The organism is Lelliottia jeotgali, from assembly GCF_977070485.1.
Window position 1 is genome coordinate 157,298 of sequence record NZ_CDRVFO010000004.1, and the last position, 24,959, is coordinate 182,256.

22 protein-coding genes, 2 pseudogenes and 1 riboswitch are annotated in these 24,959 nt (G+C 61.2%); of the genes and pseudogenes, 10 read left to right on the forward strand and 14 right to left on the reverse strand.

Annotation, left to right across the window (positions count from 1 at the left end):
- The first annotated feature begins 66 nt into the window (after positions 1-66).
- Positions 67-2,154: a putative bifunctional diguanylate cyclase/phosphodiesterase gene (locus ACW4TB_RS07870; RefSeq protein ID WP_012314648.1), complete on the forward strand. Its 2,088-nt coding sequence runs from the start codon at positions 67-69 to the stop codon at positions 2,152-2,154.
- On the opposite strand, the gene ACW4TB_RS07875 is transcribed toward ACW4TB_RS07870, so the two are convergent.
- Complete coding sequence (locus ACW4TB_RS07875) at positions 2,151-2,411, reverse strand: DUF1652 domain-containing protein (RefSeq protein WP_012314647.1); 261 nt, start codon at positions 2,409-2,411, stop codon at positions 2,151-2,153. The genes ACW4TB_RS07870 and ACW4TB_RS07875 overlap by 4 nt on opposite strands.
- A 296-nt stretch (positions 2,412-2,707) precedes the next feature.
- On the opposite strand from ACW4TB_RS07875, the gene ACW4TB_RS07880 reads away from it, so the two are divergent.
- Positions 2,708-3,937 carry a pyridoxal phosphate-dependent aminotransferase gene (locus ACW4TB_RS07880; protein WP_012314646.1) on the forward strand — a complete coding sequence of 410 codons (1,230 nt, stop codon included), beginning with the start codon at positions 2,708-2,710 and terminating at the stop codon, positions 3,935-3,937.
- On the opposite strand, the gene ACW4TB_RS07885 is transcribed toward ACW4TB_RS07880, so the two are convergent.
- Positions 3,863-4,510 (reverse strand): DUF1345 domain-containing protein, encoded by a 648-nt coding sequence (locus ACW4TB_RS07885; RefSeq protein WP_279931203.1) that lies wholly within the window; start codon positions 4,508-4,510, stop codon positions 3,863-3,865. The two genes, ACW4TB_RS07880 and ACW4TB_RS07885, sit on opposite strands and share 75 nt — an antisense overlap.
- A gap of 161 nt (positions 4,511-4,671) precedes the next feature.
- Here ACW4TB_RS07885 and ACW4TB_RS07890 point away from each other — a divergent pair, with 161 nt between their 5' ends.
- Positions 4,672-5,586 (forward strand): site-specific integrase, encoded by a 915-nt coding sequence (locus ACW4TB_RS07890; protein ID WP_279931205.1) that lies wholly within the window; start codon positions 4,672-4,674, stop codon positions 5,584-5,586.
- A 96-nt stretch (positions 5,587-5,682) separates the two neighbouring features.
- Here the strand turns inward: ACW4TB_RS07890 and ACW4TB_RS07895 are convergent, their stop codons facing one another.
- Positions 5,683-6,873, reverse strand: a complete 1,191-nt coding sequence (locus ACW4TB_RS07895) for a type II secretion system F family protein (protein ID WP_254465849.1) — start codon at positions 6,871-6,873, stop codon at positions 5,683-5,685.
- An 11-nt stretch (positions 6,874-6,884) separates the two neighbouring features.
- Positions 6,885-7,310: a type II secretion system major pseudopilin GspG gene (gene gspG / locus ACW4TB_RS07900; protein WP_012314642.1), complete on the reverse strand. Its 426-nt coding sequence runs from the start codon at positions 7,308-7,310 to the stop codon at positions 6,885-6,887.
- Between the two features lie 191 nt (positions 7,311-7,501).
- Between gspG and ACW4TB_RS07905 the strand changes: the two genes are divergently transcribed.
- The 4 genes from ACW4TB_RS07905 to ACW4TB_RS07920 all read left to right on the forward strand — a co-directional run bounded on the left by ACW4TB_RS07905 (position 7,502) and on the right by ACW4TB_RS07920 (position 12,838).
- The gene (locus ACW4TB_RS07905) at positions 7,502-8,095 is read left to right on the forward strand and encodes a lytic transglycosylase domain-containing protein (protein ID WP_012314641.1); all 594 of its coding nucleotides are present in this window, start codon (positions 7,502-7,504) and stop codon (positions 8,093-8,095) included.
- A 109-nt stretch (positions 8,096-8,204) separates the two neighbouring features.
- Positions 8,205-9,665 carry a sensor histidine kinase gene (locus ACW4TB_RS07910; protein WP_012314640.1) on the forward strand — a complete coding sequence of 487 codons (1,461 nt, stop codon included), beginning with the start codon at positions 8,205-8,207 and terminating at the stop codon, positions 9,663-9,665.
- Between the two features lie 283 nt (positions 9,666-9,948).
- Positions 9,949-11,445 (forward strand): sensor histidine kinase, encoded by a 1,497-nt coding sequence (locus ACW4TB_RS07915; RefSeq protein ID WP_012314639.1) that lies wholly within the window; start codon positions 9,949-9,951, stop codon positions 11,443-11,445.
- Positions 11,414-12,838 carry a sigma-54-dependent transcriptional regulator gene (locus ACW4TB_RS07920; RefSeq protein WP_012314638.1) on the forward strand — a complete coding sequence of 475 codons (1,425 nt, stop codon included), beginning with the start codon at positions 11,414-11,416 and terminating at the stop codon, positions 12,836-12,838. Before ACW4TB_RS07915 ends, ACW4TB_RS07920 begins: the two co-directional genes overlap by 32 nt.
- A gap of 76 nt (positions 12,839-12,914) precedes the next feature.
- Here the strand turns inward: ACW4TB_RS07920 and ACW4TB_RS07925 are convergent, their stop codons facing one another.
- The 3 genes from ACW4TB_RS07925 to ACW4TB_RS07935 all read right to left on the reverse strand — a co-directional run bounded on the left by ACW4TB_RS07925 (position 12,915) and on the right by ACW4TB_RS07935 (position 15,307).
- On the reverse strand, positions 12,915-13,217 hold the full coding sequence (locus ACW4TB_RS07925) for a hypothetical protein (RefSeq protein WP_012314637.1): 303 nt from the start codon (positions 13,215-13,217) through the stop codon (positions 12,915-12,917).
- 84 nt (positions 13,218-13,301) lie between these two features.
- Positions 13,302-14,654, reverse strand: a complete 1,353-nt coding sequence (locus ACW4TB_RS07930; RefSeq protein ID WP_012314636.1) for a GntP family permease — start codon at positions 14,652-14,654, stop codon at positions 13,302-13,304.
- A gap of 113 nt (positions 14,655-14,767) precedes the next feature.
- Positions 14,768-15,307 (reverse strand): gluconokinase, encoded by a 540-nt coding sequence (locus tag ACW4TB_RS07935; RefSeq protein WP_012314635.1) that lies wholly within the window; start codon positions 15,305-15,307, stop codon positions 14,768-14,770.
- Between the two features lie 208 nt (positions 15,308-15,515).
- Here ACW4TB_RS07935 and gntR point away from each other — a divergent pair, with 208 nt between their 5' ends.
- The 3 genes and pseudogenes from gntR to ACW4TB_RS07950 form a co-directional block, all read left to right on the forward strand.
- Complete coding sequence (gntR, locus tag ACW4TB_RS07940; protein WP_012314634.1) at positions 15,516-16,535, forward strand: HTH-type transcriptional regulator GntR; 1,020 nt, start codon at positions 15,516-15,518, stop codon at positions 16,533-16,535.
- Between the two features lie 126 nt (positions 16,536-16,661).
- A pseudogene (locus ACW4TB_RS07945) lies at positions 16,662-17,444 on the forward strand (PAS domain-containing protein); the annotation flags it as partial.
- A gap of 105 nt (positions 17,445-17,549) precedes the next feature.
- Positions 17,550-17,981 (forward strand): annotated as a pseudogene (locus ACW4TB_RS07950) (methyl-accepting chemotaxis protein); the annotation flags it as partial.
- Here the strand turns inward: ACW4TB_RS07950 and ACW4TB_RS07955 are convergent.
- The 7 genes from ACW4TB_RS07955 to ACW4TB_RS07985 all read right to left on the reverse strand — a co-directional run bounded on the left by ACW4TB_RS07955 (position 17,956) and on the right by ACW4TB_RS07985 (position 24,493).
- Entirely contained in the window at positions 17,956-21,231 is a 3,276-nt protein-coding gene (locus tag ACW4TB_RS07955; protein WP_254465844.1) for a transporter substrate-binding domain-containing protein, read from the reverse strand. The pseudogene ACW4TB_RS07950 and the gene ACW4TB_RS07955 overlap by 26 nt on opposite strands.
- A 13-nt stretch (positions 21,232-21,244) precedes the next feature.
- Positions 21,245-21,859, reverse strand: coding sequence for a response regulator transcription factor (locus tag ACW4TB_RS07960; protein ID WP_012314631.1), 615 nt, complete (start codon positions 21,857-21,859; stop codon positions 21,245-21,247).
- A 224-nt stretch (positions 21,860-22,083) separates the two neighbouring features.
- Positions 22,084-22,326: a DUF1272 domain-containing protein gene (locus ACW4TB_RS07965; protein WP_012314630.1), complete on the reverse strand. Its 243-nt coding sequence runs from the start codon at positions 22,324-22,326 to the stop codon at positions 22,084-22,086.
- A 66-nt stretch (positions 22,327-22,392) separates the two neighbouring features.
- Positions 22,393-23,145, reverse strand: a complete 753-nt coding sequence (gene cobM / locus ACW4TB_RS07970; protein ID WP_279931219.1) for a precorrin-4 C(11)-methyltransferase — start codon at positions 23,143-23,145, stop codon at positions 22,393-22,395.
- 32 nt (positions 23,146-23,177) lie between these two features.
- On the reverse strand, positions 23,178-23,588 hold the full coding sequence (locus tag ACW4TB_RS07975; RefSeq protein WP_455842937.1) for a cobalamin biosynthesis protein: 411 nt from the start codon (positions 23,586-23,588) through the stop codon (positions 23,178-23,180).
- Entirely contained in the window at positions 23,588-24,298 is a 711-nt protein-coding gene (locus ACW4TB_RS07980) for a CbtA family protein (RefSeq protein ID WP_279931221.1), read from the reverse strand. The genes ACW4TB_RS07975 and ACW4TB_RS07980 overlap by 1 nt, the downstream gene beginning before the upstream one ends.
- 9 nt (positions 24,299-24,307) lie before the next feature.
- Positions 24,308-24,493 (reverse strand): CbtB domain-containing protein, encoded by a 186-nt coding sequence (locus ACW4TB_RS07985; RefSeq protein WP_241803538.1) that lies wholly within the window; start codon positions 24,491-24,493, stop codon positions 24,308-24,310.
- Positions 24,494-24,601: 108 nt separating this feature from the next.
- Positions 24,602-24,826: riboswitch (cobalamin riboswitch) on the reverse strand.
- Positions 24,827-24,959: the final 133 nt, after the last annotated feature.

A 24,959-nucleotide genomic window follows, 5' to 3' on the forward strand; every position in this document is an offset into this window, starting at 1 on the left:
TCGCCAAAGCTTGAGTACAATCGTCAGCTTTTTCGGGCCCCCCCTGTCCCGTCGCTGGAACTCTCAATGCTGACCGGTAGTTACTCTTCTTCGCTGGTGCTGATCTCACTGTGCGTGGCCATCCTTGCCTCCTATACCGCCCTCGATTTGACCGGCCGCATCGCTACCGCCCAAGGCAGGGCGGTGCACCTTTGGATGGGCGGTGGAGCGTTGGCGATGGGTATCGGCGTCTGGTCGATGCACTTCATCGGCATGCTTGCCTTCAGCCTGCCAGTCGAACTGGGCTATGACATTGGCCTGACCGCCTTCTCATTGCTGATCGCCGTGCTGTCTTCGGGGTTTGCCCTATGGCTGGTGAGCCAACCGAGCCTGCCGTGGCTGCAACTGGCGTTTGGCGCACTGTTCATGGGGGCCGGCATCAGTTGCATGCATTACACCGGTATGGCAGCGTTGCGCATGCTACCGGGTATCGACTACGACCCGACGCTGTTTGGCGCCTCGCTGGCGATCGCAGTGGGCGCATCGGCGGCAGCGTTGTGGATTGCCTTCCGGTTGCGCCAGCATACCCCTTACGTGCGCCAGGTCCGTGGGCTGGCGGCTGTGCTGATGGGCGTTGCCATCGTTGGCATGCACTACACCGGGATGGCCGCAGCCAACTTCCCTCAGGGCAGTTTCTGTGGTGCCCTGCCAGACGGGTTGCAAGGTGACGGGCTGGTCTATCTGGTTCTGATCACTACCTTGGCGGTGCTCGCAGTGGCGTTGCTGACCTCGGTGCTCGATGCGCGCCTGGAGGCACGCACTGCGGAGCTTGCGCGTTCGCTGACCCTCGCCAACCAGGAACTGACGCAACTGGCGCTACATGACACGCTGACCGGCCTGCCCAATCGCACGCTGCTTTCCGACCGTATCGAGCAGGCGATCGGCAAGGTGGCGGAGCAGGGCGGTTGTTTTGCGCTGATGTTCATCGACCTGGACGGCTTCAAGCCAGTCAATGATGCGTTTGGTCACCATGTGGGCGACCTGCTGCTCAAGGCGGTGGCAGCACGCTTGCGCGGCCACTTGCACAGCCAGGACACACTGGCGCGCATTGGCGGCGATGAGTTTGTGTTGCTGGTGGAACTGCAGGAGCCCGCAGATGCCATGGATGTTGCAGTCAAACAGGTCAACCTGGTGTCGCGGGCGTTCCGCGTGGCCGAGCATGACCTGCAATTGACGGCGAGCCTTGGCATTGTCCTGTATCCGGGTAATGGCCAAGACCAGCTAGAGTTGCTGCGCAACGCGGATGCTGCCATGTATCACGCCAAGAGCGCCGGCAAGAATGGCTACAGCTTCTTCGATGCTTCCATGAACAGCAATGCCCGCCAGCAGTTGCAACTGCTGCAGGACCTGCGCATGGCCCTGGAGCAACGTCAGTTCCGCTTGCATTACCAGCCCAAGTTCGCCGCGCAGGCTTGCCAGCCGATCGGCGCCGAGGCTTTGTTGCGCTGGCAGCATCCGCAGCACGGGCTGCTACTGCCGGACCGCTTCATTGGCCTGGCAGAAAAAACCGGCCTGATCATCCCGATTGGCGAGTGGGTGCTGGACGAGGCCTGCCGGCAGATGCGCCAATGGCTTGACCAGGGGTATGAAAACTGGCGCATGGCGGTCAACCTGTCCGCGATCCAGTTCTGCCATGCCGGTCTGGTTGACAGCGTTGCCCGCGCCCTGCGCGACAATCACCTGCCAGCCAACTGCCTGACCCTGGAGATCACCGAAACCACTGCGATGCATGATGCCGATGCCAGCCTGGCGGTGCTGCAGCGGCTGTCCGACATGGGGGTGGACCTGTCCATCGATGACTTCGGTACCGGCTACTCGAGCCTGATGTACCTCAAGCGCTTGCCCGCCAACGAGCTGAAGATTGACCGCGGTTTCGTCCGCGACCTGGAGCAGGACAGCGACGACGCAGCCATTGTCTCGGCCATCGTTGCATTGGGCCAGGCGCTGGGCTTGCGTATTGTTGCCGAGGGTGTGGAGACCGGCGGGCAGCAGGACTTCCTGACGCGTCTGGGCTGTGATTCGCTGCAGGGTTACCTGCTGGGTCAACCGGTGCCGGCCGAGCAGTTCATGGGGACATTGCAGGTATTGCAGCAAAACCCGGAGGTGGTCGCCTAGCCGGCGTCACGCAGGGCGAGAACCGGTACAAAGGCATCCATTTCAGCTTCTACCGCCTCAATGATGCGTTCGACATCAGCGGCCGCCATGATCGCAGTGCAGGGGATGCCGGCAATCGCCAGCAAGGTTTCGCCCGTGGCACGGTCGAACAGGCGGGCGATCATGCTGCGTGGCGCATCCATGGTGGCCTCGAAGCCCAGCGGGTGGAAGTGCCAGCGCATCACCTGGCAGGCGTTGGGGAACGTCATCTTGTTCATGCCAGCCTCCTTGTCCTTACCTGGACGCGGTGATCGGTGGGACCGCGAGCGCGGCTGCCGGGAACCTAAAGATAGCACCCGACGGGCCGCTGTTCTGCCGAAAATACGACAAATCCACTCACGCTTGACCTCCGTCACAAACATCGGGCGTTCGCCGTTTGGGGGCAAATGGCCAAGCAAACGTTTTCCTTGGCAAGTGGTGCCAGAAGTGCCGCAGGGTTCTGCTATTTTTAACTGCATTCGGCGCACATCGTTTTCGGACGAGCGGTGCGAGCTGGGCAGACAGGGAGACAGTCATGCGCTATTCCAGGCTCACTCAACGCATCGCCGGTGAAACCGCTGCCGCCTGGGACATCCACTATCAGGCACAGGCCCTGCGTCGCGAAGGCCGCGAGATTTTCCTGTTGTCGGTGGGCGATCCTGACTTCGACACGCCTACGGCCATCGTTGAAGCTGCGGTCAGCAGCTTGCGCCGCGGCGACACTCATTACAGCGATGTACGTGGCAGCCTGGCACTGCGCCAGGCGATTGCACGCCGCACCGGCCCCGAGGTCAGTGTCGAGCAGGTAATGGTGCTCGCTGGCGCACAGTGTGCGCTATATGCCGTCTGCCAATGCCTGTTCGGAGCTGGGGACGAAGTGATCGTCGCCGAGCCCATGTATGTCACTTACCACGGTGTATTCGGCGCTTGCGGGGCACAACCGGTACAGGTGGCGGTAAGCCCGGAGCAGGGCTTTCGGCTCGACCCGCAGGCCGTGGCGCAAGCAATAACCTCGCGTACCCGCGGGCTGCTGCTGAACACACCGCACAATCCGACCGGCTGCGCCATCTCCCCTGAGGACATGGTGCAGCTCGCGCAGCTTTGTTGCGACCATGATCTGTGGCTGGTGTGCGATCAGGTCTACAGTGGCCTGCTGTACGACGGCGAAGCGGTTGCCCCCGCGCAATTGCCCGGCATGCGCGAGCGTTGCGTGATCATTGACAGCGTGTCCAAGTCGCATGCGATGAGCGGCTGGCGCGTGGGGTGGGTGGTTGGCCCCCCGGCGCTTACCGCGCACTTGGCCAACCTGGCCATGACCATGTTGTTTGGCTTGCCAGAGTTTGTCATGCAGGGGGCTTGTGTGGCGCTGGAGCATGATTTGCCTGCGGTACAACAGATGCGCGAGGCCTACCGGGAGCGGCGCGACCTGGTGTGCAGGGCCTTGGACAATTGTCCGGGGGTGCGCGCCCATCGGCCGGCGGGAGGCATGTTCGTGATGCTTGATATCCGCGAAACCGGGCTGAGCGCCCAGGCCTTCGCCCAGCGGCTGTTGACAGAGGAGGGCGTTTCACTGCTGCCGGGTGATGCCTTCGGGCCCAGCGGGGCGGGGCATGTGCGCATGGGGCTGGTGCTGGCGGCCGAGCAGCTGGAAAAGGTGTGTTGCCGGATTGGTGCCTGCGCCCGGCGGGTACTAGCCGAGCAGGCCGGCAGCAATATTGATGGTGAAACCGAGAATTGCCGTGTTGAACACGAAGCCTACCAGTGAATGTGCCAGTACCACCCTGCGCATACCCCGGCTGCTTACGCCGATGTCGGATGTTTGCACCGCGACGCTGATGGTGAACGAGAAGTAGTGGAAGTCCCAGTAGTCCGGGTTGCGTTCACCGTCGGCGAAGCGCAACGCGGGTGCCTCAGGGGCGCTGTTGTAGAACAGCCGGGCATAGTGCAGCGTGAAGATGCACCCGATCAGTAGCCAGGAGCCCGCCACGGTCAAGCCGGTGTACAGGTAATGCAGGGCTTGGTCACTGCCCTGCAGACCGCGGCTTGAAACCAGTTGCAGGGTGACTGCCGCAAGGCTGGCAATGGCGGCAATGCACACGGTGAAGAGCACCAGGCCGGCGTTTTCGTCCTCGACCTGAGCGACCTCACGGACCTTCTCGGGCGTTGCTCGCCAGGTCAGCCAAAGCACCAGCAGCAAGTAAAGCCAGACCCCCAGGTTCCAGCCAGCGAGGATGCGTTGCACGATGTCGCTGGCAGGGATCAGCCACGCGCCAAGGATACCGACCAGCGCGGCGAAGCTCAGGCGGGGGTGGGTGCGGGTCAGGCGGTGCAGTGCCATGGTGCCTCATCGACAGGGAGCCATGGCTACCACGATAGTCTATGGGATACCATTTCGGCTCATGCCCGCGACCAAGTCTCTGAAGTTCAAGGAAATGACGCAGGCCGCTTTACGCCTGGAGTGCCTTATGGCGCTCCGGGCTTCGCTACAGGATTCACGTTTTGTCCGACCTTTCGCAAAATCCACTGCTGCAGTACCTCGCCAGGCTGGCGCCTTCCAGCCAGCAAACCATGCGCTACATCTTGCAGGACGCTGCCGACCGGCTGGGTTTCATTGATTGCAACCTCGTCGATGTGCCATGGCACAAGCTTGAGCCGGGACATGTGATCGGCCTGGTTGCAGCACTGCGTACCGATGGCTACGCGCCCAACAGTTCGTCGCTTTATGTCAACGCAATTCGTGGCGTGATGAATGAAGCCTGGCGCCAGGGCCTGATCGATCATGAGCAGTTGCTGCGTATCCGTGAAGTCAAGCCGACAACCGGTAGCCGCCTGCCGCCGGGGCGCAACCTGCGCCGTAGCCTGATTCGCGAACTGATGGATGTGTGCGCGGCTGATCCGCGCCCGCAGGGCATCCGTGATGCGGCGATCATAGCGCTGCTTTATGGCACCGGCATGCGCAAATCGGAGTCGGTGGACATCGACCTGGAGCAAGTCGACTTCGAGGCGCGCAGCCTGCAGGTGCTGGGCAAAGGTAACCGGCAACTGATCAAGTATGCACCGCCCTGGGCCTTCGCAAAATTGCAGGCCTGGCTTGAACTGCGTCGGCAGTCGCTGCCAGAGGGCGCGTCAGACGACCCCTTCCTGTTCAATCGCATCCGCCGTGGCAACCACATTACCCGCGCGCGCATCACCAAGCATGCGATCTACTACATCGCCCGTCAGCGGGGGGCACAGGTGGGGGTGAAGATCATGCCGCATGATTTTCGCCGTGCGTTCATCACCCGGGTGATCGAAGAGCACGACCTGTCGATTGCGCAGAAGCTGGCGCATCACGCCAACATCCAGACCACTGCCAGCTATGACCGGCGCGATGACAATGAGCGGCGGCAGGCGGTGGACCGGTTCGACTATTGAGCGAGCGGGTTCATCCATCAGGCCGGCACCGTGTCAGATGGTACCGGCCTCGACGTTGATCGTCGGCAAGCAGGTTGTCATAGCTGTGGGTGACGGCTAGTGGATACTCGACGCCAGCTCGAAGATCGGCATGTACATCAGAATAACGATCACCCCGATAAGCAACCCGATGAAGGTCATCAGCAGCGGTTCAAACAGCTTCACGAACCACTCCACCCAGCGCCCTATCTCCTGGTCATGAAAATCTGCGCACCGTTCAAGCATCTCGCCCAGATTCCCCGATTGCTCGCCCGCCCGCAGCAGGCGTAGCGACACAGGCGTGACCAACTGTCCGGCTTCCAGCGCTTGCGACAATGGCAGCCCTTCACCCACCCCGCGGCAAGCCTGCTCCAGGCCTTGCGCTGCAGCGCTTCCCAGCAGCCCGCGGGCCATGCCCATGGCCGTCAGGATAGGTATGCCGCCTTGCAGCAGAATGCCCAGCGAGCGGTAGAAGCGCGCAAGTTCATACATCATCAGGCGCTGATGCAAGGCTGGCATTCGCCGAATCTGGCGTGACACCCAGCGCCGCAGAACGGGGTTGCGCCGCAGCAGCACCAAGGCACCGATGCCACTTGCTGTGGCCAGGGCCAAGGGCAGTTGCTGAGCATGCAAGAACAGGCCGATCTGCATCAGCATGCGCGAGAGCCAGGGCAGTTCGCTGCCCATACCCTCGAAGACCAGACTGAAGCGTGGTACCACGTAGCCGAGCAGGAACAGCACGACGCCACCGCCTACCAGTAGCAGTAGCAGCGGGTAGACCGAAGCCCCCACCAGTTTTTGCCGGACCAGGTCCAAGCGCTGCCGGTATCCGATATAGCGGTGCAGGGCGTCTCCCAGCGCCCCGGTGCGCTCGCTGGACTGTACCAACGCCACGTACAACGGCGGGAATATCCGCGGCTGCTGGGCCAGGGCCTGGGACAGCGAGCGGCCTTCGTACAACTGGCCAACCAGCGCTGCCAGCACTTTACGGGTTGCCGCGGTAGGGGCTTTTTCCGCAAGGCTTTCCAGGGCATCGATCAAGGGTAGGCCGGCATGCAGCAGCGTGGTCAGTTCCTGACTGAAGAGCAACAGGTCAAAGGCGACCTGGCGTCGCCAGGGCACACCGAACAGAGCGCGGCCTTGACTGCGTACGCTGACGACACGCAGGCCTTGGTCTTCCACCTTGCGCCGAGCCTGCTCGGCATCCTCGGCATCGATGTGCAATTGAACCACGCCCTCTCTACCCAGGGCCTTGAGGCTGTAGCGCATGGTCTTGTTCCTCATTGCCAACTGGTAATTTCGGCGTTTTCACCGTCGCCCCCGGGTTGGCCGTCCTTGCCCATGGACAGCAAGTCGTACTCGCCGCCGTTTTCGCCTGGTTGGCGGTAGATGTAGGCACGGCCCCACGGGTCCTGTGGAATTGCTTTCTGCAGGTAAGGGCCTGACCAGCGGGCCTCGCCGCTCGGGGCGGCAACCAGCGCCTGCAAGCCCTGCTCACTGTTGGGATAGTGGCCGACTTCCAGGCGATAGAGGTCCAAGGCCTTGCCCAGCCCTTCGATCTGCGCCCGTGCCACCTTGGCCTCGGAGCGGCCCAGCTGGCTGAAGTACTTGGGCGCGACGATACCGGCCAATAAGCCGAGCACCACCAGGACCACCAGAAGTTCGAGCAGGGTGAAGCCACGTTGGCGATTGGGTTTGCGCTGCATGGTGAAGCCCTCCTGCATGGGGACATGCCTTTTCAGGTTTTCATCCGCCATGCAACAGCCGTGCACGTCTGCCTCGGGGCCTTGCGCCATGGGCCATGGCAAGCGGCACATTGCTTGCGTCGTAGCAGAAAAGCCCGGGTTTTCCGGGGTATTTCCCCCATATCGGGGGGCACGGCGGGGAGGCGACCGACATGCGTGGAATTATCCTGGGACTGATCTGGCTGGCAGGGGCTACCGCCCAGGCTGATGTGTACATTGCCATCGATGGCAAGGGCGGTTACGTGCTGACCAACGTCCACCGGCCCGGGCGCAACTACGAACGGGTAATTCGCGAACCCGTTGCACAGGCCGGCCCGGCCAATGCGCAATTGATCACCGGGCGCCCCTACGCCGACTTGGTGGCAGCGGCGGCGCGCATGCACAACGTTCCGCAGGCATTGCTGCATGCGCTGATCAAGGCAGAATCGGGGTACAACCCAAAGGCTCGCTCGGCTGCCGGGGCGCTTGGGCTCATGCAGCTGATGCCGGGTACGGCGAAGGAAATGGGTGTTGAAGATGTGCTTGATCCGGAGGATAACGTGCAGGGTGGAGCTCGCTACCTAAAGCGCATGCTGAACCTGTTCGACAACGACATCACCCTGGCCGTGGCCGCCTACAATGCCGGCCCGGAGGCCGTACGGCGCCGCGGCGCGGTGCCACCCTTCGCCGAAACCCGGCGGTATGTGCCCAATGTGCTGCGCGAATACCGCAAGTTACAGGGGCTGGCAGCGGACACGCCGTTGTGATGAGCACCTGACGGCAGGCAGCCTTGCATCGGCCTTGCGAAAATCAATGTCATGGGTTCCCCAACTCTGGGCTATAACCTTTCAAAGGTGCTCAGCAGTGGTAGCCGCCATGGACATCGCCTCCCGTTCCGACCCACTCGAGTCACCCGCCAGCCCTGACGCTGGCACACCGCGCAAGCCGTTCAACCTCCTGCGTTGGTACGCCTGGGTCAGCTTGGCCATCATCCTCTCGGTGGCCGCCGGTCTGGGGTTGATATCCAGCCGTTTCATCATCGACGAAAGCGTCGAGCGTGACGCGCTGCTTACCGCGCAGTTCATTACCTCGATCGCCGACGCTGAAGTACGACATGTGGCGATCCCCAATGTGCGCACCATGGGAGAACTATTGGACCCGCGTACGGACCTGGATCCTTTGCCAGGCGTTGACCCCGTGGCGCGGCGCAAGGCCCGCGGCGAATTCCTCGACCACATCGCACACTTGCCAGACATGCTGCTGGCCAACATCTACGCCCCGGACCGCACGGTGATCTGGTCGAGCAATCCGGCGCTGACGGGCAAGCTGATTCAGGGCGATGACGACCTGGATCGGGCGTTCGAGCACAAGATGCGGGTATCGGCCAGTTACCACGGCTTCGAAGAAGCCCGCTCCGAGCAGAAGTTCGTGACCCCACCTGAGCAGTTGTTCATCGAGAACTACATTCCGCTGTTCGACGCAGATGGCAAGCACGTCGTGGCAATGGTGGAGATATACAAGGAACCCCATGACCTGATCGTGCGCATCGAACATGGCCTTGTCCTCATCTGGCTGGCGACCACGGTGGGCGCCGCGGTGGTCTACATCGGCCTGTATGGCATCATGCGCCGCGCCGCCCGGTTAATGGCGGTACAGCAGAAGCGGCTGATCAGCAATGAAACCTACGTGGCCCTTGGTGAGGTGTCCTCGGCCGTGGCCCACAGCCTGCGTAATCCGCTGGCCAGTATCCGCTCCAGCGCCGAGCTGGCTCAGGTTTACGACGAAGGGCCGGCGCAGCGCAATATCAACGAGATCATCAGCCAGGTCGACCGCATGTCGCAGTGGATCCGCCAGTTGCTGCAGTCGCTGCGACCACTGGATGACAAGGCGATACCGGTGGATCTGCCCCAAGTCCTGCAGGACAGCTTGCAGACCTTTGCCATACCGCTGGCACGCAGTGGCGTGACCCTGGACCTGAAGCCGCTTCCGGCACTGCAGGTGCTGGGACAGCCAGAATTGCTCGGGCAGATTTTCAACAGCCTGATCGCCAACGCTCTGGAGTCTATGGAGCAGGGTGGGCGGCTGCGTGTCGAGGTGGTGAAGAAGGATAGGCGCAGCGTGACCCTGCGCCTGGCCGACACCGGAAAAGGCATGAATGAACAGCAACAGCGCATGGCGTTCAAACCCTTCTTCACAACCAAACAAGGCGGGCTAGGGGTCGGGCTGGTATTGGTCAGACGGATCATGGAGCGTTTCGGTGGATCGGTTCGGTTGAGTAGCCGCGAAGGCCTCGGCACTCAGGTTTCACTCAATTTTCGGCTTGCACAACCTTCATAGAAATCTAGAAACAGACGATAAGCTATTGTTTTTAAAGTAAATCCTATTATTGGGTGCAAATTCCCCGAAACTGGGGATCTATTCTAGATTAAAGATTAGGTTATGTTGCTAACCGGTTGATTATCCTCAAGCTAGTTTCACAAGACATCCGTGGCTGACTTTTTGCAAGAAGAGATAGGCGATAAATGGCGGCTGCGGCCGGCGTGGCGAAGTGCTATCAGTTAGCTACGCACGGCAATTAGTGACAGCCTTCTGAACGGAATCCTTGCGCGGGAACCTCGCGATGCAGACGCTGGAAACCGATGTTCCCGACAAGCTCGTCGCCCAGCCCGGCAGTGGTCTGGCTACGCCCCTTCGCGAATTCAATCTGCTGCGCTGGTTTTCCGTGATCAGCTTGCTGATCATCACGTCGGTGGCAGGTGGTCTGGGCTATGTATCGACCCGCTTCGTGGTACGTGACAGCGTGGAGCGCGATGCCATGCTCACCGCCCAGTTCATCCAGGCCATGGCCCAAGCCGAGGTGCGTCATTCGCAGTTGCCACCTGGCACCACCATGGGAGAACTGCTCGATCCGCGCCTGGACCAGTTGCATCTGCAGGTGAGCCCGCAGCTGGCCATGGCGACGCGGGTCGAGTTCCTCGATCATGTCGAGCATCTTCCCGATACGCTGCTGGCCAATGTCTATGCCCGTGACCGCACCATCGTCTGGTCAACCAACCCCGAGCTGGTCGGCAAGCGCATCGAGGCCGATGGCGACCTGGACCACGCCTTCCGCTCGCGCAAGGCGGTGTCTGCCAGCTACCACAAAGTCGAAGAGCACCGCGAGGAGCAGAAGTTCGAGCGTGAGCCCAATTACCTGTTCATCGAAAACTACATCCCCCTGTTCGACAGCCAAGGTGAGCAGGTGCTGTCTATGGTCGAGATCTACAAAGAGCCACAGGACCTCATTCGACGGATTCAGCGCGGTTATGTGCTGATCTGGGCCTCGACCCTGGTGGGCGGGGCGTTGATCTACTTTGGCCTGTTCTGGATCGTGCGTCGCGCAGCGTCGATGCTGCACCAGCAACAGGATCGGCTGGTGGCGAGTGAAACCTATGTTGCCCTTGGCGAGATGTCCTCGGCGGTGGCCCACAGCCTGCGCAACCCATTGGCCAATATCCGCTCCAGCGCAGAGCTGGCACAGGAAATCGCCAATCCGCAGGCCCAGCAGAACATCGTCGACATCATCAGCCAGGTGGACCGCATGTCGCGTTGGGTGCGCGAACTGCTGGTGTCACTACGCCCGACCAGTGATATGCCCGAGGCCGTTGACCTGGTAGCCGCCATCAAGGATACCCGCCTGGCGTTCGCCCAGCAGATCGAGCGTAACGGCATCCGCTTTTCCTTCGACGGGCCCCAGACGCAGTGGGTAGCCAGCCAGCCTTTGCAATTGACGCAGATCCTCAACAGTCTGTTTTCCAATGCCATCGAAGCCATGCCAATGGGTGGCGAGTTGCGTGCCATGGTCTGCATACAGGAGGGTCAGCGCGCTGCTTTGCTGCTAAGTGACACAGGCAAGGGCATGACCAGGCAGCAGCAACGCATGGTCTTCAAACCGTTTTTCACCACCAAGCAGGGCGGCCTCGGTGTAGGCCTGGCGCTGGTTCAGCGCATCATGGAACGTTTTGGCGGCTCGGTCAGCCTGAGCAGCCGTGAAGAGGAAGGAACCCGCGTAAGCCTCACTTTCAATATCGCAGCGGGAGGGGAACATGGAGCACAGCATCCTGGTAGTCGAGGATGATGAAATCCTTGGCAACAACATTCGCACCTATTTGAACCTGAAGGGCTTCGAAGTGACGGTGTGTAACAGTGCGGAGCTTGCGCTGGAGCAGATCAAGCGGTTCCAGCCCGACGCGGTACTCACCGACAACTCGCTGCCTGGCATGAATGGGCATGACCTGCTGCGCACGCTGGTGGCGCAGATGCCGGAGCTCAAGGTAATCATGATGACCGGCTACGGTAACGTTGAGGATGCCGTACAAGCGATGAAAGAGGGGGCTTTCCATTACCTGACCAAGCCTGTGGTGCTGGCCGAGCTCAAACTGACACTGGAAAAGGCTTTGGCCACCGAACGGATGGAGCGCACGCTGTCGTTCTACCAGGAGCGTGAGGCGCAGAAGTCCGGGCTGCAGGCGCTGATTGGTGACTCGCCGGTGATGCTCACCCTCAAGCACACGCTGCGCCAGGTGCTCGATGCTGAACGCCGCATGGCCAATGACGACCTGCCGCCGGTGCTGGTCGAAGGCGAGACGGGTACCGGCAAGGAACTGGTTGCGCGTGCCCTGCATTTCGACGGCTCGCGCAGCAAGGGCCCGTTCATCGAGTTCAACTGTGCCTCGATCCCGGCCAATCTGCTGGAGGCTGAGCTGTTTGGCCATGAGAAGGGTGCCTTCACCGACGCCAAGGAACGTCGCGTGGGGCTGGTGGAGGCCGCGGACGGCGGCACACTGTTCCTCGATGAGATCGGCGAAATGGACCTGGTGCTACAGGCCAAGCTGCTGAAACTGCTGGAGGATCGCAGTATCCGCCGCATAGGTGCGGTCAAGGAGCGCAAGGTTGACCTGCGGGTGATCAGCGCCACCAACTGCAACCTGGAACAGATGGTGCAACAGGGCAAGTTTCGCCGGGACCTGTTCTTCCGGCTGCGCATCATCGCCCTGAAGGTACCGCGGTTGCACGCGCGAGGGCAGGACATCCTGCTGTTGGCGCGGCATTTCCTGGCCCATCACGGGCGTCGTTACGGCAAACCGAACCTGCGCTTCAGCACTGAGGCGGAGAACTTGATGCTCGGTTACAGCTGGCCGGGCAACGTGCGCGAGTTGCGCAACATGCTGGAGCAGACGGTGCTGCTGGCACCGAATGAAGTGGTGCAGGCGCACCAGCTGAATCTGTGCCTGGCCTTGGTCGACGAACCCCTCGCGCAGCCTACGGCCACGGTATACGAAATGCCGCGGCATGAGCCTGAACCCGGAACCAGCTTGCCGGACATGGAACGGGATTTGGTGTGCAGGACGCTGGACCGTACAGATTGGAACGTGACCAAGTCGGCGCGGATGCTGGGGCTGTCGCGGGATATGCTGCGTTACAAGATAGAAAAGCTGGGGCTTACACGGCCTGAAAAGCGCCAGTGGTGAGCGGTTCGAAGCGGCGTTCCTGCGTTGCCAATTCAGCCCTCTTCACGGGGCAAGCCCGCGAAGAGGGCTGTACCGCTCAGCGCTGACCGCCGTCCGATCCGTTACCACCTTGGCCACCCGTGCCTTCCGACCCACTGCCCTCCATCCCGGGCAAATCACGATTGTCATTCTGCCGGGCGGGCGGGCTTTCAGGGCCGCTGCCCTGTATTCGCGGGTCGGTATCCCGTGGCATTGGCTCCTCGATCGGGTTGAGGGTGCTGTCCACGCCCGGCTGTGGTGCCGGGTTGTGCGGATCATCCGGATGGGTCGGCCCGGTGCCGACCGCCAAGGCCAAGGGGGAGGCGAGCAGGGCAGCGAGTAACAGGCTTGTGCGCATCATGGGCAGGCTCCTTTGCGAAGGTAGGGCACGTACTTCTGTTGGGCCCTACCCAAAACGCCAAGGTGCCATCACCCCGATAAGCGGTCACACCACCGTTGATAGCATCATGATGAAGATGATGCCGACCACCGACAGGATGGTCTCCATCATGCTCCAGGTCTTGAAGGTCTCGGCCACGGTCATGTTGAAGTACTGTTTGACCAGCCAGAAGCCGGCGTCGTTGACATGGGACAGAATGAGCGAACCGGCGCCGGTGGCCAACACCAGCAGTTCACGGTTGACGCCGGGCACCAGGTCGATCACCGGCGCAACGATGCCTGCGCCGGTGATGGTGGCGACCGTCGCCGACCCCGTGGCGATGCGGATGACCGCAGCCACCAGCCAGGCCAGCATGATCGGTGAAATTTCTGCCTGTACTGCCATCTGGCCGATCACGTTGCCGACCCCGGTATCGACCAGCATCTGCTTGAAACCGCCGCCTGCACCGACGATCAGCACGATGGCAGCTGTCGGCGCCAGGCTCTGGTCGAGCATCTTCATGATCTGCTGACGGTTGAAGCCGCGCGCCGAGCCGAAGGTGTAGAAGGCCAGCAGCAGGGCAGCGAGCAGGGCGGTAATCGGGTGGCCGATCAGGTCCATCCACTGGCGAACGATGTGCTCGGCCGGCAGCACGACGTCAGCGAATGTCTTGAGCAACATCAGCACAACCGGCAGCAGCACGGTGACCAGAGTGACGGTAAAGCTCGGCAGGTTACCCTGATCGGACTCCTTGGCGATCTGGTCCATCAGCTCCTGTGACGGATTGCCCGGGATGTAGCGGGAAATGAAGTTACCGTACAGCGGGCCGGCGATGATTGCAGTGGGCAGTGCTACGAGTAAACCGTAGAAGATGGTCTTGCCGATGTCGGCGTTGAAAATGCCGATCGCCAGCAGTGGGCCGGGATGTGGCGGCACCAGGCCGTGCACCACCGAAAGCCCCGCCAGCAGCGGAATACCGATCTTGATCAGCGATACACCCGAGCGTCTGGCGACGATGAACACCAGCGGAATCAGCAGTACGAAGCCGATTTCGAAGAACAGCGGGATGCCGACCAGGAACGCGGCAAACATCATGGCCCAATGCACGTTCTTCTTGCCGAAGGCGCGAATGAGGGTTTGCGCAATCTGGTCGGCGCCACCGGAGTCGGCCATCAGCTTGCCGAGCATCGTACCCAGGGCGAGGACGATGCCGACAAAGCCTAGTACGCCGCCGAAGCCATCCTGGAAGGACTTCATGACCTTGGCAACCGGCATACCGGAAGTCAGGCCGAGGAAACCGGCGGCGATGGTCAGGGCGACGAAGGGGTGGACTTTGAAATGGGTGATCAGCAGGATCAGCCCGACGATGGTTACCAGGGCGTCGAGCAGCAGGAAGGTATCTGTAGCCAGTCCGAACATGGTTTTAATGCCTCGGTCTTATCGTTGTTTTTGGCGTTGCTTGAAATTGAACTATCAACGCTTTCAGGCGTCGGGACAGCGCTGTCTTTGGTGAGCCGGAAAAACCGCCAATTTCAAGCGGTCCGCGCCAGGTTCCGCTCACCGCAGGGCTTTAGCCAGGCATCTACCGTTTCGGCCAGCGCATCTATTGGCTGCGTGGCATCAAGGGGCAGGGTCAGAGGCTCGCCATGGGGGGGCTCAAGGGCGGCGAACTGGCTATCGATCAGGCTCGCCGGCATGAAATGGCCAGGGCGAGCGAGTACGCGCTTCTCGGCTTCGGCAGGGGTGAGTTCAAGAAACACGAATACCAGTTCCGGCATGGCCTGGCGCAAGGTATCGCGGTAACGGCGCTTGAGTGCGGAGCAGGTGAGGATCGGACGTTCGCCCGCCTGGACCGTGGCTTGCAACTCTTGGCCCAGGCGCACCAGCCAGCCGGCGCGGTCGTCGTCGTTCAGTGGTGTGCCCGCGCTCATCTTGCGGATGTTTTCGGCAGGGTGGAACGCGTCGCCTTCGATCAGGCGGCCACCGCTTTTGGCGGCAATGGCAGCGCCGACGCAGCTTTTGCCGCAACCGGCCACGCCCATCACCACGATGGCGGACAGGGAAGAATTCATCAGTACCTCCTGCGGGGTGAGATAGCGCTGTCTCGTTGCTGACGAAACACTAACTCCCCGGTGTTGTTGATCTTATCGTTACGCAGTATGGACGCTTGGCAGAAGGCGTGTAGTGGCCACCACCAAAGATTACGTTGCCTGCGTCCTGAGACAGCGCTACCTTAGTGGCCGTTCCCCTTCCTTGGCAAGTAGTAAAATTACAACACTCATGTCGCGATCAGGCTCCCGCACTACCGGTCGACCCACTCTGGCAGAAGTGGCCAGGCTTTCCGGGGTTTCCCCCATTACCGCCTCCCGCGCCTTGCGCGGTGTCAGCACCGTGGCTCCGGCGCTGGTGGAAAAAGTGGTGGCCGCAGCAGCGAGCCTTGGCTATATCGCCAACCCCGCTGCCCGGGCGTTGGCTTCTGCGCGTAGCCAGTCGGTGGTTGTGCTGATTCCGTCGTTGTCCAATCAGCTGTTCATCGACACTCTGGAGGCCATTCACGAGGTGATGCGCCCCCGCGGGCTCGAGGTACTGATCGGCAACTATCACTACGATATCGACGAAGAAGAAAATCTGATCCGCAATTACCTGGCGTACCAGCCGTGCGGCATCCTGCTAACCGGTTTCGAGCGTAGCGAGGCTTCTCGGCAGATGCTGGTTGCCAGCGGTGTGCCCTGCGTGCACATGATGGAACTGGGTGGCGCGCCTGGCATGTTGTCGGTAGGTTTTTCCCAGCAGCAGGCTGGTCGGGCTGCTGCCCGGCACCTGCTGGAGCGAGGCCGCCGGCGCCTGGCGTTCATCGCCGCGCAACTTGACCCACGGGTGATGCAGCGTGCCGAAGGGTTCCGCCAGGCGCTGGCTGAAGCCGGCATGCACGCAACCGAACTGGAGGTGCTGTCGCCGCAGCCTTCGTCCATTGCACTGGGCAGCGAACTGTTCAGCCAGTTGCTGGCGCAGGCACCGGATGTGGATGGCATTTTTTTCTGCAACGATGACCTCGCCCAAGGTGCTGTGCTGCAGGCCTTGCGCCAGGGTATCGAGGTTCCGGGCAGAGTGGCCATGGTTGGGTTCAATGACCTGCCGGCTTCGGCGCACATGGTCCCGCGTCTGACCTCCATTCGCACACCGCGGGCCGCCGTTGGTCGGGGCGCGGCACAGGCACTGCTGGCATTGCTCGATGGCAAGAGAGTGGCTACCGAGCAGCAGGATCTGGGGTTTGAACTGATGGTGCGGGAAAGTTCCTGAGCGGGCAGGCACGGGGCAATAGTGGGCTGAACGAATACACTAATCACTAAGTGATAGCAGTTTGCTTGCACGCTTTCGGCGCCGATCTATGCTCAGAAAAACCTGCGCATAAAGGACCCTGGCGCCATGTTCGATTTCCACCGCAAGTCAGATTTGCTCGAGATTCAGCGCGCTCGCCAGGCTTTGGCAGAAACCCAGGCAAAGCTCGCGGCGATCAGCCGCTCGATGGCGATGATCGAGTTTGGCCCTGATGGCACCATTATCGATGCCAACGCGCAGTTTTGCCTGGCAATGGGCTACAGCGTCGATGAGTTGCGGGGCAAGCACCATCGATTGTTTTGCGACCCTGCCTACAGCAAAAGCGCCGAGTACCAGCAGCTGTGGCGCGAGTTGGGCGAGGGCAAGCCTATCAGCGGCACGTTCGAGCGTATCGACAAGGCCGGCCGTGAAGTCTGGCTAGAGGCCAGCTACATGCCGGTGCTCGATGAGCGTCAGCAGGTCATCAGTGTGATCAAGGTGGCTTCCGATATCAGTCAGCGGATCAAGGATGAACACGAGAGCGAAAGCCTGCTCAAGGCCATCGGTCGTTCCATGGCGGTGGTGGAGTTCACGCCGCAGGGGCGGGTGATCAAGGCCAACGAAAACTTCCTGACGACAATGGGCTACCGCCTGGAAGAGGTGGTGGGGCGCCACCATGGCCTGTTCTGCCTGGCGCATGAACGGGAGTCCTCCGCATACCGCGAGTTCTGGGCTTCGCTGAACCGTGGTGAGTATCATTCCCATCGTTTCGAACGCGTCAACAAGCTGGGCCAGACAGTCTATCTGGAGGCCTCATACAACCCGATCTTCGACAGCAAAGGGCGGTTGTACAAGGTGGTCAAATTCGCCAGCGACATCACCGCACAGGTCAGCACGCAGCAAAGCGCCGCTGAAGCGGCCCATGCCAGTTCGGTACAGACTGATGCATGCGCACGCAAGGGTACCGAGGTGGTACAGCAAACCGTGCAAGTCATCGAGCAGATTTCCGAGGAACTCAATGATGCGGCGCGTAGCATTGATGCCGTCAGCAAACAATCGGACGTGATCGGGCAGATTGTCCTGACCATTCGCGGCATCGCCGATCAGACCAACTTGCTGGCTTTAAATGCCGCGATCGAGGCGGCACGTGCCGGTGAGCATGGTCGTGGTTTCGCCGTGGTCGCTGACGAAGTGCGCAGCTTGGCCGCACGGACCAGCAAGGCGACCTTGGAGATCGTCGATGTGGTACGGCAGAACCATGATCTTTCGCTCACGGCAGTGGCCAGCATGCAATCGAGCCTGACACGCACGGGACGAGGTGTTGCCCTGGCTAACGAGGCCGGGACCGTGATCATGGAGATCCAGCAGGGGTCACGCCATGTGGTCGACGCAATCAGCCAGATCAATTCGACGTTGCAATTGCACTGAGCGCGTCGGACAGTTCGCGCTGCAGGGTCTGCAGGCTGGTTTCCAGTTGCAGGCGCAGGACGTCGGTTGGCACACCTCGCGCCTGGGCCTGTTCGATGGCTTCGCAATCCTTGACCACGCCGCGCACCTTGAGCATCTTGGCGCCACCTTTGATTCGGTGTACGACGGCGCGCACCGCATCGCTGTCAGGTTGACTGCCCAGGCCGCGCAGCGCCGCCAGGTCTTCGCTTGCGCTTTGCGAAAGCTGTTGAAGCAGGCGGCGGACAAGCTGATCATCGTTCTGGGTCAGGTGGTGCAACTCGTTCAAGTTAAGACCGCTGGTCTTCGGTTGCGGTGTAATCGACGTGGCTTGACCCTGCGGCAAATGGGCTTTGAGGGCACTGAGGCCGACCGGTTTGAACAGGCAGTCGTCCATGCCGCTGGCAAGGCAACGTTCATGTTCTTGAGTCTGGGCGTTGGCGGTGATCCCGAGGATCGTGCAGGCAGGCAAAGCCATTTCATGCTCCTGCATGCGAATGCTGCGTGCCAATTGGTGGCCGTCCATTATCGGCATGCTGCAGTCGGTGATTACCAGGTCGAAGCGTTCAGCCTGCCAGAGGGCCAGCGCCGCTTGGCCATTTTCGGCCAACGTCACCCGATGGCCCAAGGTATTCAGCTGTTTCTCCAGCAGCAGCAGGTTAGCCGGGTAATCATCCACCACCAGAATGTTCAGAGGGCCGCTTTCACCGCCCTGGCTAGGTGCGGCGTGCTCGACAGGCGTCGGTGCATGGCACGTCGGCAGTTGCAGCTCGACCGATACCTTGGTGCCTACGCCTTCGACGCTTTGCAGGTTAAGGGCGCCGCCCATCAGATTGGCAAGGGTGCGGCTGATCACCAGACCCAGCCCAGCGCCCTGCCGCGCCCGCGGGCCGTCAGCCTGGGCAAAGGCGCTGAACAGACGAGCCTGGTCTGCCGAGCCAATGCCGATACCTGTGTCGCGCACGCACAACTGGACTTGCACGCTGCTGCCGGCGGTTACCGGCTCGACTGACAGGCTAACGTGAACCTCTCCCCGATCTGTGAATTTGATCGCATTGCTCAACAGGTTGGAGAGGATTTGCTTGATCCTCAGGGCATCTGCCAACACCCAAACGGGCCCTTCCGGTAGCAAGCAGTGCAGGCGCAGACCCTTGACTCGCGCATTGCCGTCGAAAACCCTCAGGGCGCTGCGGACCAGTTCGACCAAGTCGGTGGCCTCTGGCTGCAGGGTCATGTGACCGGATTCGATGCGGGAAATATCGAGGATGTCGCCAATTAGCCCCAACAGGTCAACGGCCGAATCATGCGCGGTCTGCAGGGCTTGAGTATCGCAGCGGCCCTTGCGGCTATCTTCCAGCGCCAGCTCGAGCAAGCCAATCACCGCATTCATTGGGGTGCGGATCTCGTGGCTCATGGTCGCGAGGAAGGTGCTTTTGGTATGGCTAGCCCGTTCGGCATCGTCCTTGGCCTGGCGCAACTGTTCCAGCAGGCCGCGGCTTAGGGCCAATTGTGCCTGTAATGCGCGCTGCGCGTCGGTACGCTGATTTATCAGCTTGCGCAGGTAGCTGTTCCAGAACACCACGCCGGCCAGCAGCAGCGCAGAGAGCACCAGCACCTGCAATGCCAGTGTACGGTAGTTGCGCCATGGGCTGTCGCTGACCATCGTGCTGATACGCCAGCGATTGATCAGTTGGTCGAGTTCTTCAGGAGGAATGCTCAACAGGGCTTTGTCGAGAATGGCCTGCAACTGGGGCTGGTCAGGGGCGACGGCGAATGCCGCAGTAGCCGGGTCATCACCCAGCACAGTGGCTATGCGTAGCTGGTCTTTGAAAACATGAGTAATGTAGTACTTCGCGTTGATATGGCTGCTGTAGGCGACGTCAGCATTGCCGTTGGCGACTGCTTCCATCAAGCCTAGCGGGTTGTTCACTTCCACCAATACCGCCTTGGGGTGCTGGCGTTGCACTTCTGCTCGCAGGGGTGAACCACGCAGCAGGGCGATACGTTGGCCTTCCAGTCCTCTGGACTGTGGCGGCCAGGGCGCCTGGCTGCGTGTGACCAGAACCCTCGGGCTGACGAGGTAGGGGCGGGTGTAGCGCAGTTGCGTCTGGCGCTGCGCACCATAACCCAGAGCCCCGATCATTTGCGCCTCGCCACGTGCCACTTGCTCGATCATGGTCTGCACGGCGTTGCGCTCAATGAGTTTGAATGTCAGCCCGGTGCGTAGGGTGATCTGCTTGAGCAGGTCGATGGTAATCCCGCTGGGCTGCTGCTGGGCATCGTTGAAGGTCAGCGGCGCAAGTGCGGCGTCGACCAGTACACTCACAGTGGGATTCTGGTCTATCCACGCTTGTTCTTCAGCGGTAAGTGCTGACAGATGGCGTTCGAGCAACAGGCTGGTGTTGCCACTGGTCCAACGGCGCAGGATGTTCAAACGCTCGCTTTCTGTGATCCTTGCCAGGGCCATGTCGATCAGGCGACGCAGGCGCGGGTTGTCATTGGCGAGGGCGAAGGAAAAGGTGCCTGCTGGCCCACGGCAGAAATGGTCGATCTTCACCGTACCCTGGTAACTTTTGCCAATAAGAAAATCGGTGCTTATGGCGTCGCCCAGGTATGCGTCCACCTCTCCCGTTTCCACCGCCGCCAACCCTGCCAGCGTTGAGCGATAAAGGCTCAGCTGTGCTTTGGGGTAGAGCGAACGGACTGTTTCGCTTGGCAGGTAGTGATCGACCATGCCCAAGCGCAAGCCTGTGAGGTCTGTGTCGTTTTTCAGGGTGCGCCCTTCGCGGGTAACGATAACTGGCAGATCGTCAGCATAGGGCTGGCTCAGGCTCAGCTGGGCATCGGCCGCTTCGAAACCGTTGGAGCTGCCAAGCAAATCGATTTGTCCGTCGCGCAAGGCTGCGATCGCCGCATGGCGGCTGGGAAAGCGCCTGATCTCGACCGGTATCCCCAGAAGTTCGGCGATAAGCCCGGCATAGTCTGCGCTCAGGCCCTCATAGTCGGTCGGGCTGATGTTGATCTCGAACGGTGGATAATCGGGGCGCGAGCTGCCCAGCAACAGAACTTTGCGCTGTTGCAACCATTGGCGGTCCTGACTATCGAGTTGCAGTGGCGAAGCGGTGCTGACAGCACGTGCCAACAACCGCCGCGTTTCGACATCTGCCGGTGCGGCGAGCGCCGAGCCAGCCATGCCAATGGCCAGCAACAGTGCAACCAGAACGCACTTCATGCCGATCACGCGCCTAATTGACCTTATTGCGTTTGGCCAGATCAACCATTTCTACCAATGATTCTGTCTTGAGCTTGTCCATGATGCGGCCACGGTAGGTGCTGATGGTCTTGGCGCTGAGGTTCATGCGATGGCCTATGTTCTTGTTGTTCTCGCCACGGGCCAGACGCCGAAGCACTTCCATCTCCCGATTCGACAGGCTGCCCAGGCGCCCTTGCTCGCTGTCCAGAGTGTTGCTGTTCACCGACATCTGCGGGAAGGTCGAGTAGCCCTTGACCAAGGCTTTCATCGCAAAGACGACGGCATCGAGATCTTCATCTTTGGTGACAAATGCGCCTATACCTGCATCCAGGCAGCGGCGTACGTACAATTCCGATGCCTGTCCGGTCAAGACCATGATCTTGGGGGCATGTTCAAGCTGCTGCAGGCGCTTGATGACTTCCATGCCGTCCAGGCCAGGAAGCCCGATGTCCAGTACTACCACATCGGGTTGCAGGTTGCGTGCTACCTGCGCCACTTCGCTACCGTTGTCGACTTCACCCACAATTTTGAAGCGCTCGCGCTCAAGCAGCATGCGCAGCGCGAATCGAACGGTAGAGTGATCGTCAACGATCAGCACGGTTGTCATGAGGCTAACTCCTGTCGGAATGTGGTCCGTTTCCTAAGGCTAAATCAGGAATACGTCTGCAAGGTCTTTCTGCAGCGCAGCACCATACGTCCATTCCGGTTCCTTGGTAATGGCGAGTATAGATCTGTTGAGTAAGGCGGGTGATATTGTTGAAAAGTCCTACAAAATCGCCTGAGAACAAGCATCGCCGGGTCATTTTCGGCGATGCTTGGGGCTGCAGTCTCTTAAGCGCAGGGGGCGTGAGGCTTGAGCACGCGCCCAGTGGCAGGCGGGTTGTTGCCCAAGGCCGTGCCTACCCGGGTGGGGCGTGTGACCAATTGACCTGAGCAGTTGGGGCAGCGGCCATGGAAGCGGGTTTCTGCACAGCTTTTGCAGAACGTGCATTCGAATGAGCAGATCAGCGCGTCAGGGCTATCGCCCGGCAGATCAGTATTGCAGCATTCGCAATTGGGGCGTAGTTCCAGCATGGGCGCGACTCCGGTCCGCGGGATGAAGCCTGGAGTCTGCTATGGCCTGTATCAGCTTGGCAATGTTCAACTGCCCGGGCGATAGAGGTGCGCATGCCCGGCGCGGTAAAGGGCTGATTCAGCGAACGGAGCATCGCCCAGCACGTGCCCGACGAGGATCAGTGCAGTGCGACGAAAACCCTTGGCGGCTGCCTTCCCGACGATGTCGTCGAGCGTGCCCCGTGCCCAGTCCTGATCGGGCCAAGTGGCCCGGTGAACCACGGCCACCGGGCAGTCTGCGCCATAGTGGGGGAGAAGTTCATCGACGATTCGAGCCAGGTGTTTCACGCCGAGGTGGATCGCCAAGGTGCAGCCATGACGTGCCAGGTCGCGAAGTTGCTCGCCTGCCGGCATGGGCGAGCTGTCCCCGTAGCGGGTTAGAATGACCGTCTGCGCCACCTCAGGCAGCGTCAGCTCGCAGCCCAGTAACGCTGCACTGGCGGCGGTAGCGGTTACACCCGGAATGATCTGGTAGTCGATGCCCAGCTCACGCAGATGGCGGATCTGCTCGCCGATGGCGCCGTACAAGCTTGGATCGCCACTGTGAACACGGGCGACATCCTGGCCTTTTTCATGGGCCGCGTGCATGGCGTCCATGATTTGTTCCAGGTGCAGTTCGGCGCTGTTTATCAGGGTCTGGGCCTGGTGCCCTTCGAGCACTGCCGCGGGCACCAGGGAGCCGGCGTAGATGATCACTGGGCACTGACGGATCAGTCGCTGCCCTTTGACTGTGATCAATTCCGGGTCGCCAGGGCCGGCGCCGATGAAGTAGACCGTCATGGAAAATCCTTGCAGGTGAATGGATGTAGCAATTATCCGCCGCAGGCGAGGGCGAGGGTAGCGGCGCCTAGCGTTTGCCGCGTTACCACAAGCGCGGCGTTGCCGCGTTCATGATGGGCCAGGGCCAGGGCTGCGCTCTCCGCGACGCCCCAGCAACCGCTGTGGGCGAATGCTACCGCAGAGCGGTGGCTCAGTTGCGGCTCGTATGCCTGCAGTTGTGAGGCATCGAACACCAGCAGTGGCAGGTTGTGACGTTCGGCGAGCTGTTGCAGGCCCGGTTCGTCGGCTTTCGACGTGATGCTGGCGATGCCTCGCAACGCCGCTAGCGTCAGCCCGTGGCTATAGAGTGCCTGGTGCAGCAGCTCGTCGAGGACCTCCACCGGGCAACCCCGGCGGCAACCAAAGCCGGCGTACAGCGCCGGCAGTGGGGATTGGCTTGCCATCAAGCCTGGCTGGAGCGGCGGTACAGCCAGGCGCTGAGCAGGCCCAGAGCCAGCCAGAAGGCAGCGTTGGTTACCCACGAAGCGATCTTGAATTGGGTTTCCAGTGCTTCTGGGGCCAGGCTTTGATGAACTTCGGGTTGCGGAGCACCGATCAGATGCGGCACTACCAGTAGTACGGCCCCGAGGGCCTTGAGCAGCCAATGACGAGCGAACACCAGCAATGCAAGCCCCAACGCGGTGGCGGCGGCGGTGCCAATCCACCAGTTTTGGCGCTGGCCGAGGTCTGCGGCCGCGGTGCCTGGCAGCTCTGGCGGCAGGCCCAAGGTGGGTGCCAGGCAGAACACGGCGAACCCTGCCAAGCCCCATAATGCGCCGGTGGTGACGCGATTGGGCTCACGCAGGCTGTACAGCGCGGCAAGGATCAGAGCGAAACCGACGGCTACGACCAGGTTGCCACCGGTGGTGGAGAGGATGCGCTGCCAACCGTGCTCCGGCGACCACGCATCTGCACTGTGTTCGTGCGCCGCAGCATGTTCATGCCCAACGGTTGCCTGGGTATCGTGGCTGTGATGCTCGGCGCTCGGGGCTGCCGATTCATAGGTTTCCGCCTCAAGAATCAGCGGTGCGACCCAGAAGCTTTGCAGCAGGGTCAACAACAAGGCTGCGAGCAGACCGCTGAACCCGGCGGTGCGGGCAATGCGCTTGATCATGGGGCGGTCTCAGTGGCAAGGGAATGCGGCGCTGTGGCGGGTGTCGTGGGCAGCGTTGTGCACGGCTTCGATGTGTGAGAAGCCGGCAAAGTAGATCAGGCACAGGCCCAGCAGACTGGCAGCGGTGGCGATGACCACGCGCTGGCTGAGGGTGACGGGGGTGGCGATACCGTGTTTGGCGCTGGTGACGGGCATGACGCGTTCCTCTGCTTTTAGGGCATTGTGCTGATTGAGCAACAGGCAAGCGCGGCGACCCCGGGCTTGAGTGGCCCAGGGAAATGCGACAGCGCCCGCCCACCGCGGGGTGTTCATGAACGCCAGGCCGGTCTCCGGGCTTGCGAGGAGGAGCAGGGCTCCTGGTAAAGCGTCACCTTCCCATGCCGTACGACGTGGCACAGTGGTCTAGACGCTTCGCTCGCTTACCGTTGCGGGGGCAGCACCGGCATTGTCCGGCCCTGATCGAGGGCCTGCGACGCACCGGTTTCCCGTTTCACCCCCAGAGGGGGCACCTGAACGCAAGGTGCAAGGAGAGCACGGGGCAGGGTTTGCGTCAATCGCAGGCCTTATCGCAGGTCATTGTTTGGTTGCCGTTGCCGTTGCCGTTGCCGTTGCCGTTGCCGTTGTTTTGCTTTTGCTTTTGCTTTTGCTTTTCAGAACGCGA

Excerpts from the sequence above, each read along its gene's own strand:
- ACW4TB_RS07870 (WP_012314648.1), top strand. The coding sequence starts at position 67 with ATGCTGACCGGTAGTTACTCTTCTTCGCTGGTGCTGATCTCACTGTGC.
- ACW4TB_RS07875 (WP_012314647.1), bottom strand. The coding sequence starts at position 2,411 with ATGAACAAGATGACGTTCCCCAACGCCTGCCAGGTGATGCGCTGGCAC.
- ACW4TB_RS07880 (WP_012314646.1), top strand. The coding sequence starts at position 2,708 with ATGCGCTATTCCAGGCTCACTCAACGCATCGCCGGTGAAACCGCTGCC.
- ACW4TB_RS07885 (WP_279931203.1), bottom strand. The coding sequence starts at position 4,510 with ATGGCACTGCACCGCCTGACCCGCACCCACCCCCGCCTGAGCTTCGCC.
- ACW4TB_RS07895 (WP_254465849.1), bottom strand. The coding sequence starts at position 6,873 with ATGCGCTACAGCCTCAAGGCCCTGGGTAGAGAGGGCGTGGTTCAATTG.
- gspG (WP_012314642.1), bottom strand. The coding sequence starts at position 7,310 with ATGCAGCGCAAACCCAATCGCCAACGTGGCTTCACCCTGCTCGAACTT.
- ACW4TB_RS07905 (WP_012314641.1), top strand. The coding sequence starts at position 7,502 with ATGCGTGGAATTATCCTGGGACTGATCTGGCTGGCAGGGGCTACCGCC.
- ACW4TB_RS07910 (WP_012314640.1), top strand. The coding sequence starts at position 8,205 with ATGGACATCGCCTCCCGTTCCGACCCACTCGAGTCACCCGCCAGCCCT.
- ACW4TB_RS07915 (WP_012314639.1), top strand. The coding sequence starts at position 9,949 with ATGCAGACGCTGGAAACCGATGTTCCCGACAAGCTCGTCGCCCAGCCC.
- ACW4TB_RS07920 (WP_012314638.1), top strand. The coding sequence starts at position 11,414 with ATGGAGCACAGCATCCTGGTAGTCGAGGATGATGAAATCCTTGGCAAC.
- ACW4TB_RS07925 (WP_012314637.1), bottom strand. The coding sequence starts at position 13,217 with ATGATGCGCACAAGCCTGTTACTCGCTGCCCTGCTCGCCTCCCCCTTG.
- ACW4TB_RS07930 (WP_012314636.1), bottom strand. The coding sequence starts at position 14,654 with ATGTTCGGACTGGCTACAGATACCTTCCTGCTGCTCGACGCCCTGGTA.
- ACW4TB_RS07935 (WP_012314635.1), bottom strand. The coding sequence starts at position 15,307 with ATGAATTCTTCCCTGTCCGCCATCGTGGTGATGGGCGTGGCCGGTTGC.
- gntR (WP_012314634.1), top strand. The coding sequence starts at position 15,516 with ATGTCGCGATCAGGCTCCCGCACTACCGGTCGACCCACTCTGGCAGAA.
- ACW4TB_RS07955 (WP_254465844.1), bottom strand. The coding sequence starts at position 21,231 with ATGAAGTGCGTTCTGGTTGCACTGTTGCTGGCCATTGGCATGGCTGGC.
- ACW4TB_RS07960 (WP_012314631.1), bottom strand. The coding sequence starts at position 21,859 with ATGACAACCGTGCTGATCGTTGACGATCACTCTACCGTTCGATTCGCG.
- ACW4TB_RS07965 (WP_012314630.1), bottom strand. The coding sequence starts at position 22,326 with ATGCTGGAACTACGCCCCAATTGCGAATGCTGCAATACTGATCTGCCG.
- cobM (WP_279931219.1), bottom strand. The coding sequence starts at position 23,145 with ATGACGGTCTACTTCATCGGCGCCGGCCCTGGCGACCCGGAATTGATC.
- ACW4TB_RS07975 (WP_455842937.1), bottom strand. The coding sequence starts at position 23,588 with ATGGCAAGCCAATCCCCACTGCCGGCGCTGTACGCCGGCTTTGGTTGC.
- ACW4TB_RS07980 (WP_279931221.1), bottom strand. The coding sequence starts at position 24,298 with ATGATCAAGCGCATTGCCCGCACCGCCGGGTTCAGCGGTCTGCTCGCA.
- ACW4TB_RS07985 (WP_241803538.1), bottom strand. The coding sequence starts at position 24,493 with ATGCCCGTCACCAGCGCCAAACACGGTATCGCCACCCCCGTCACCCTC.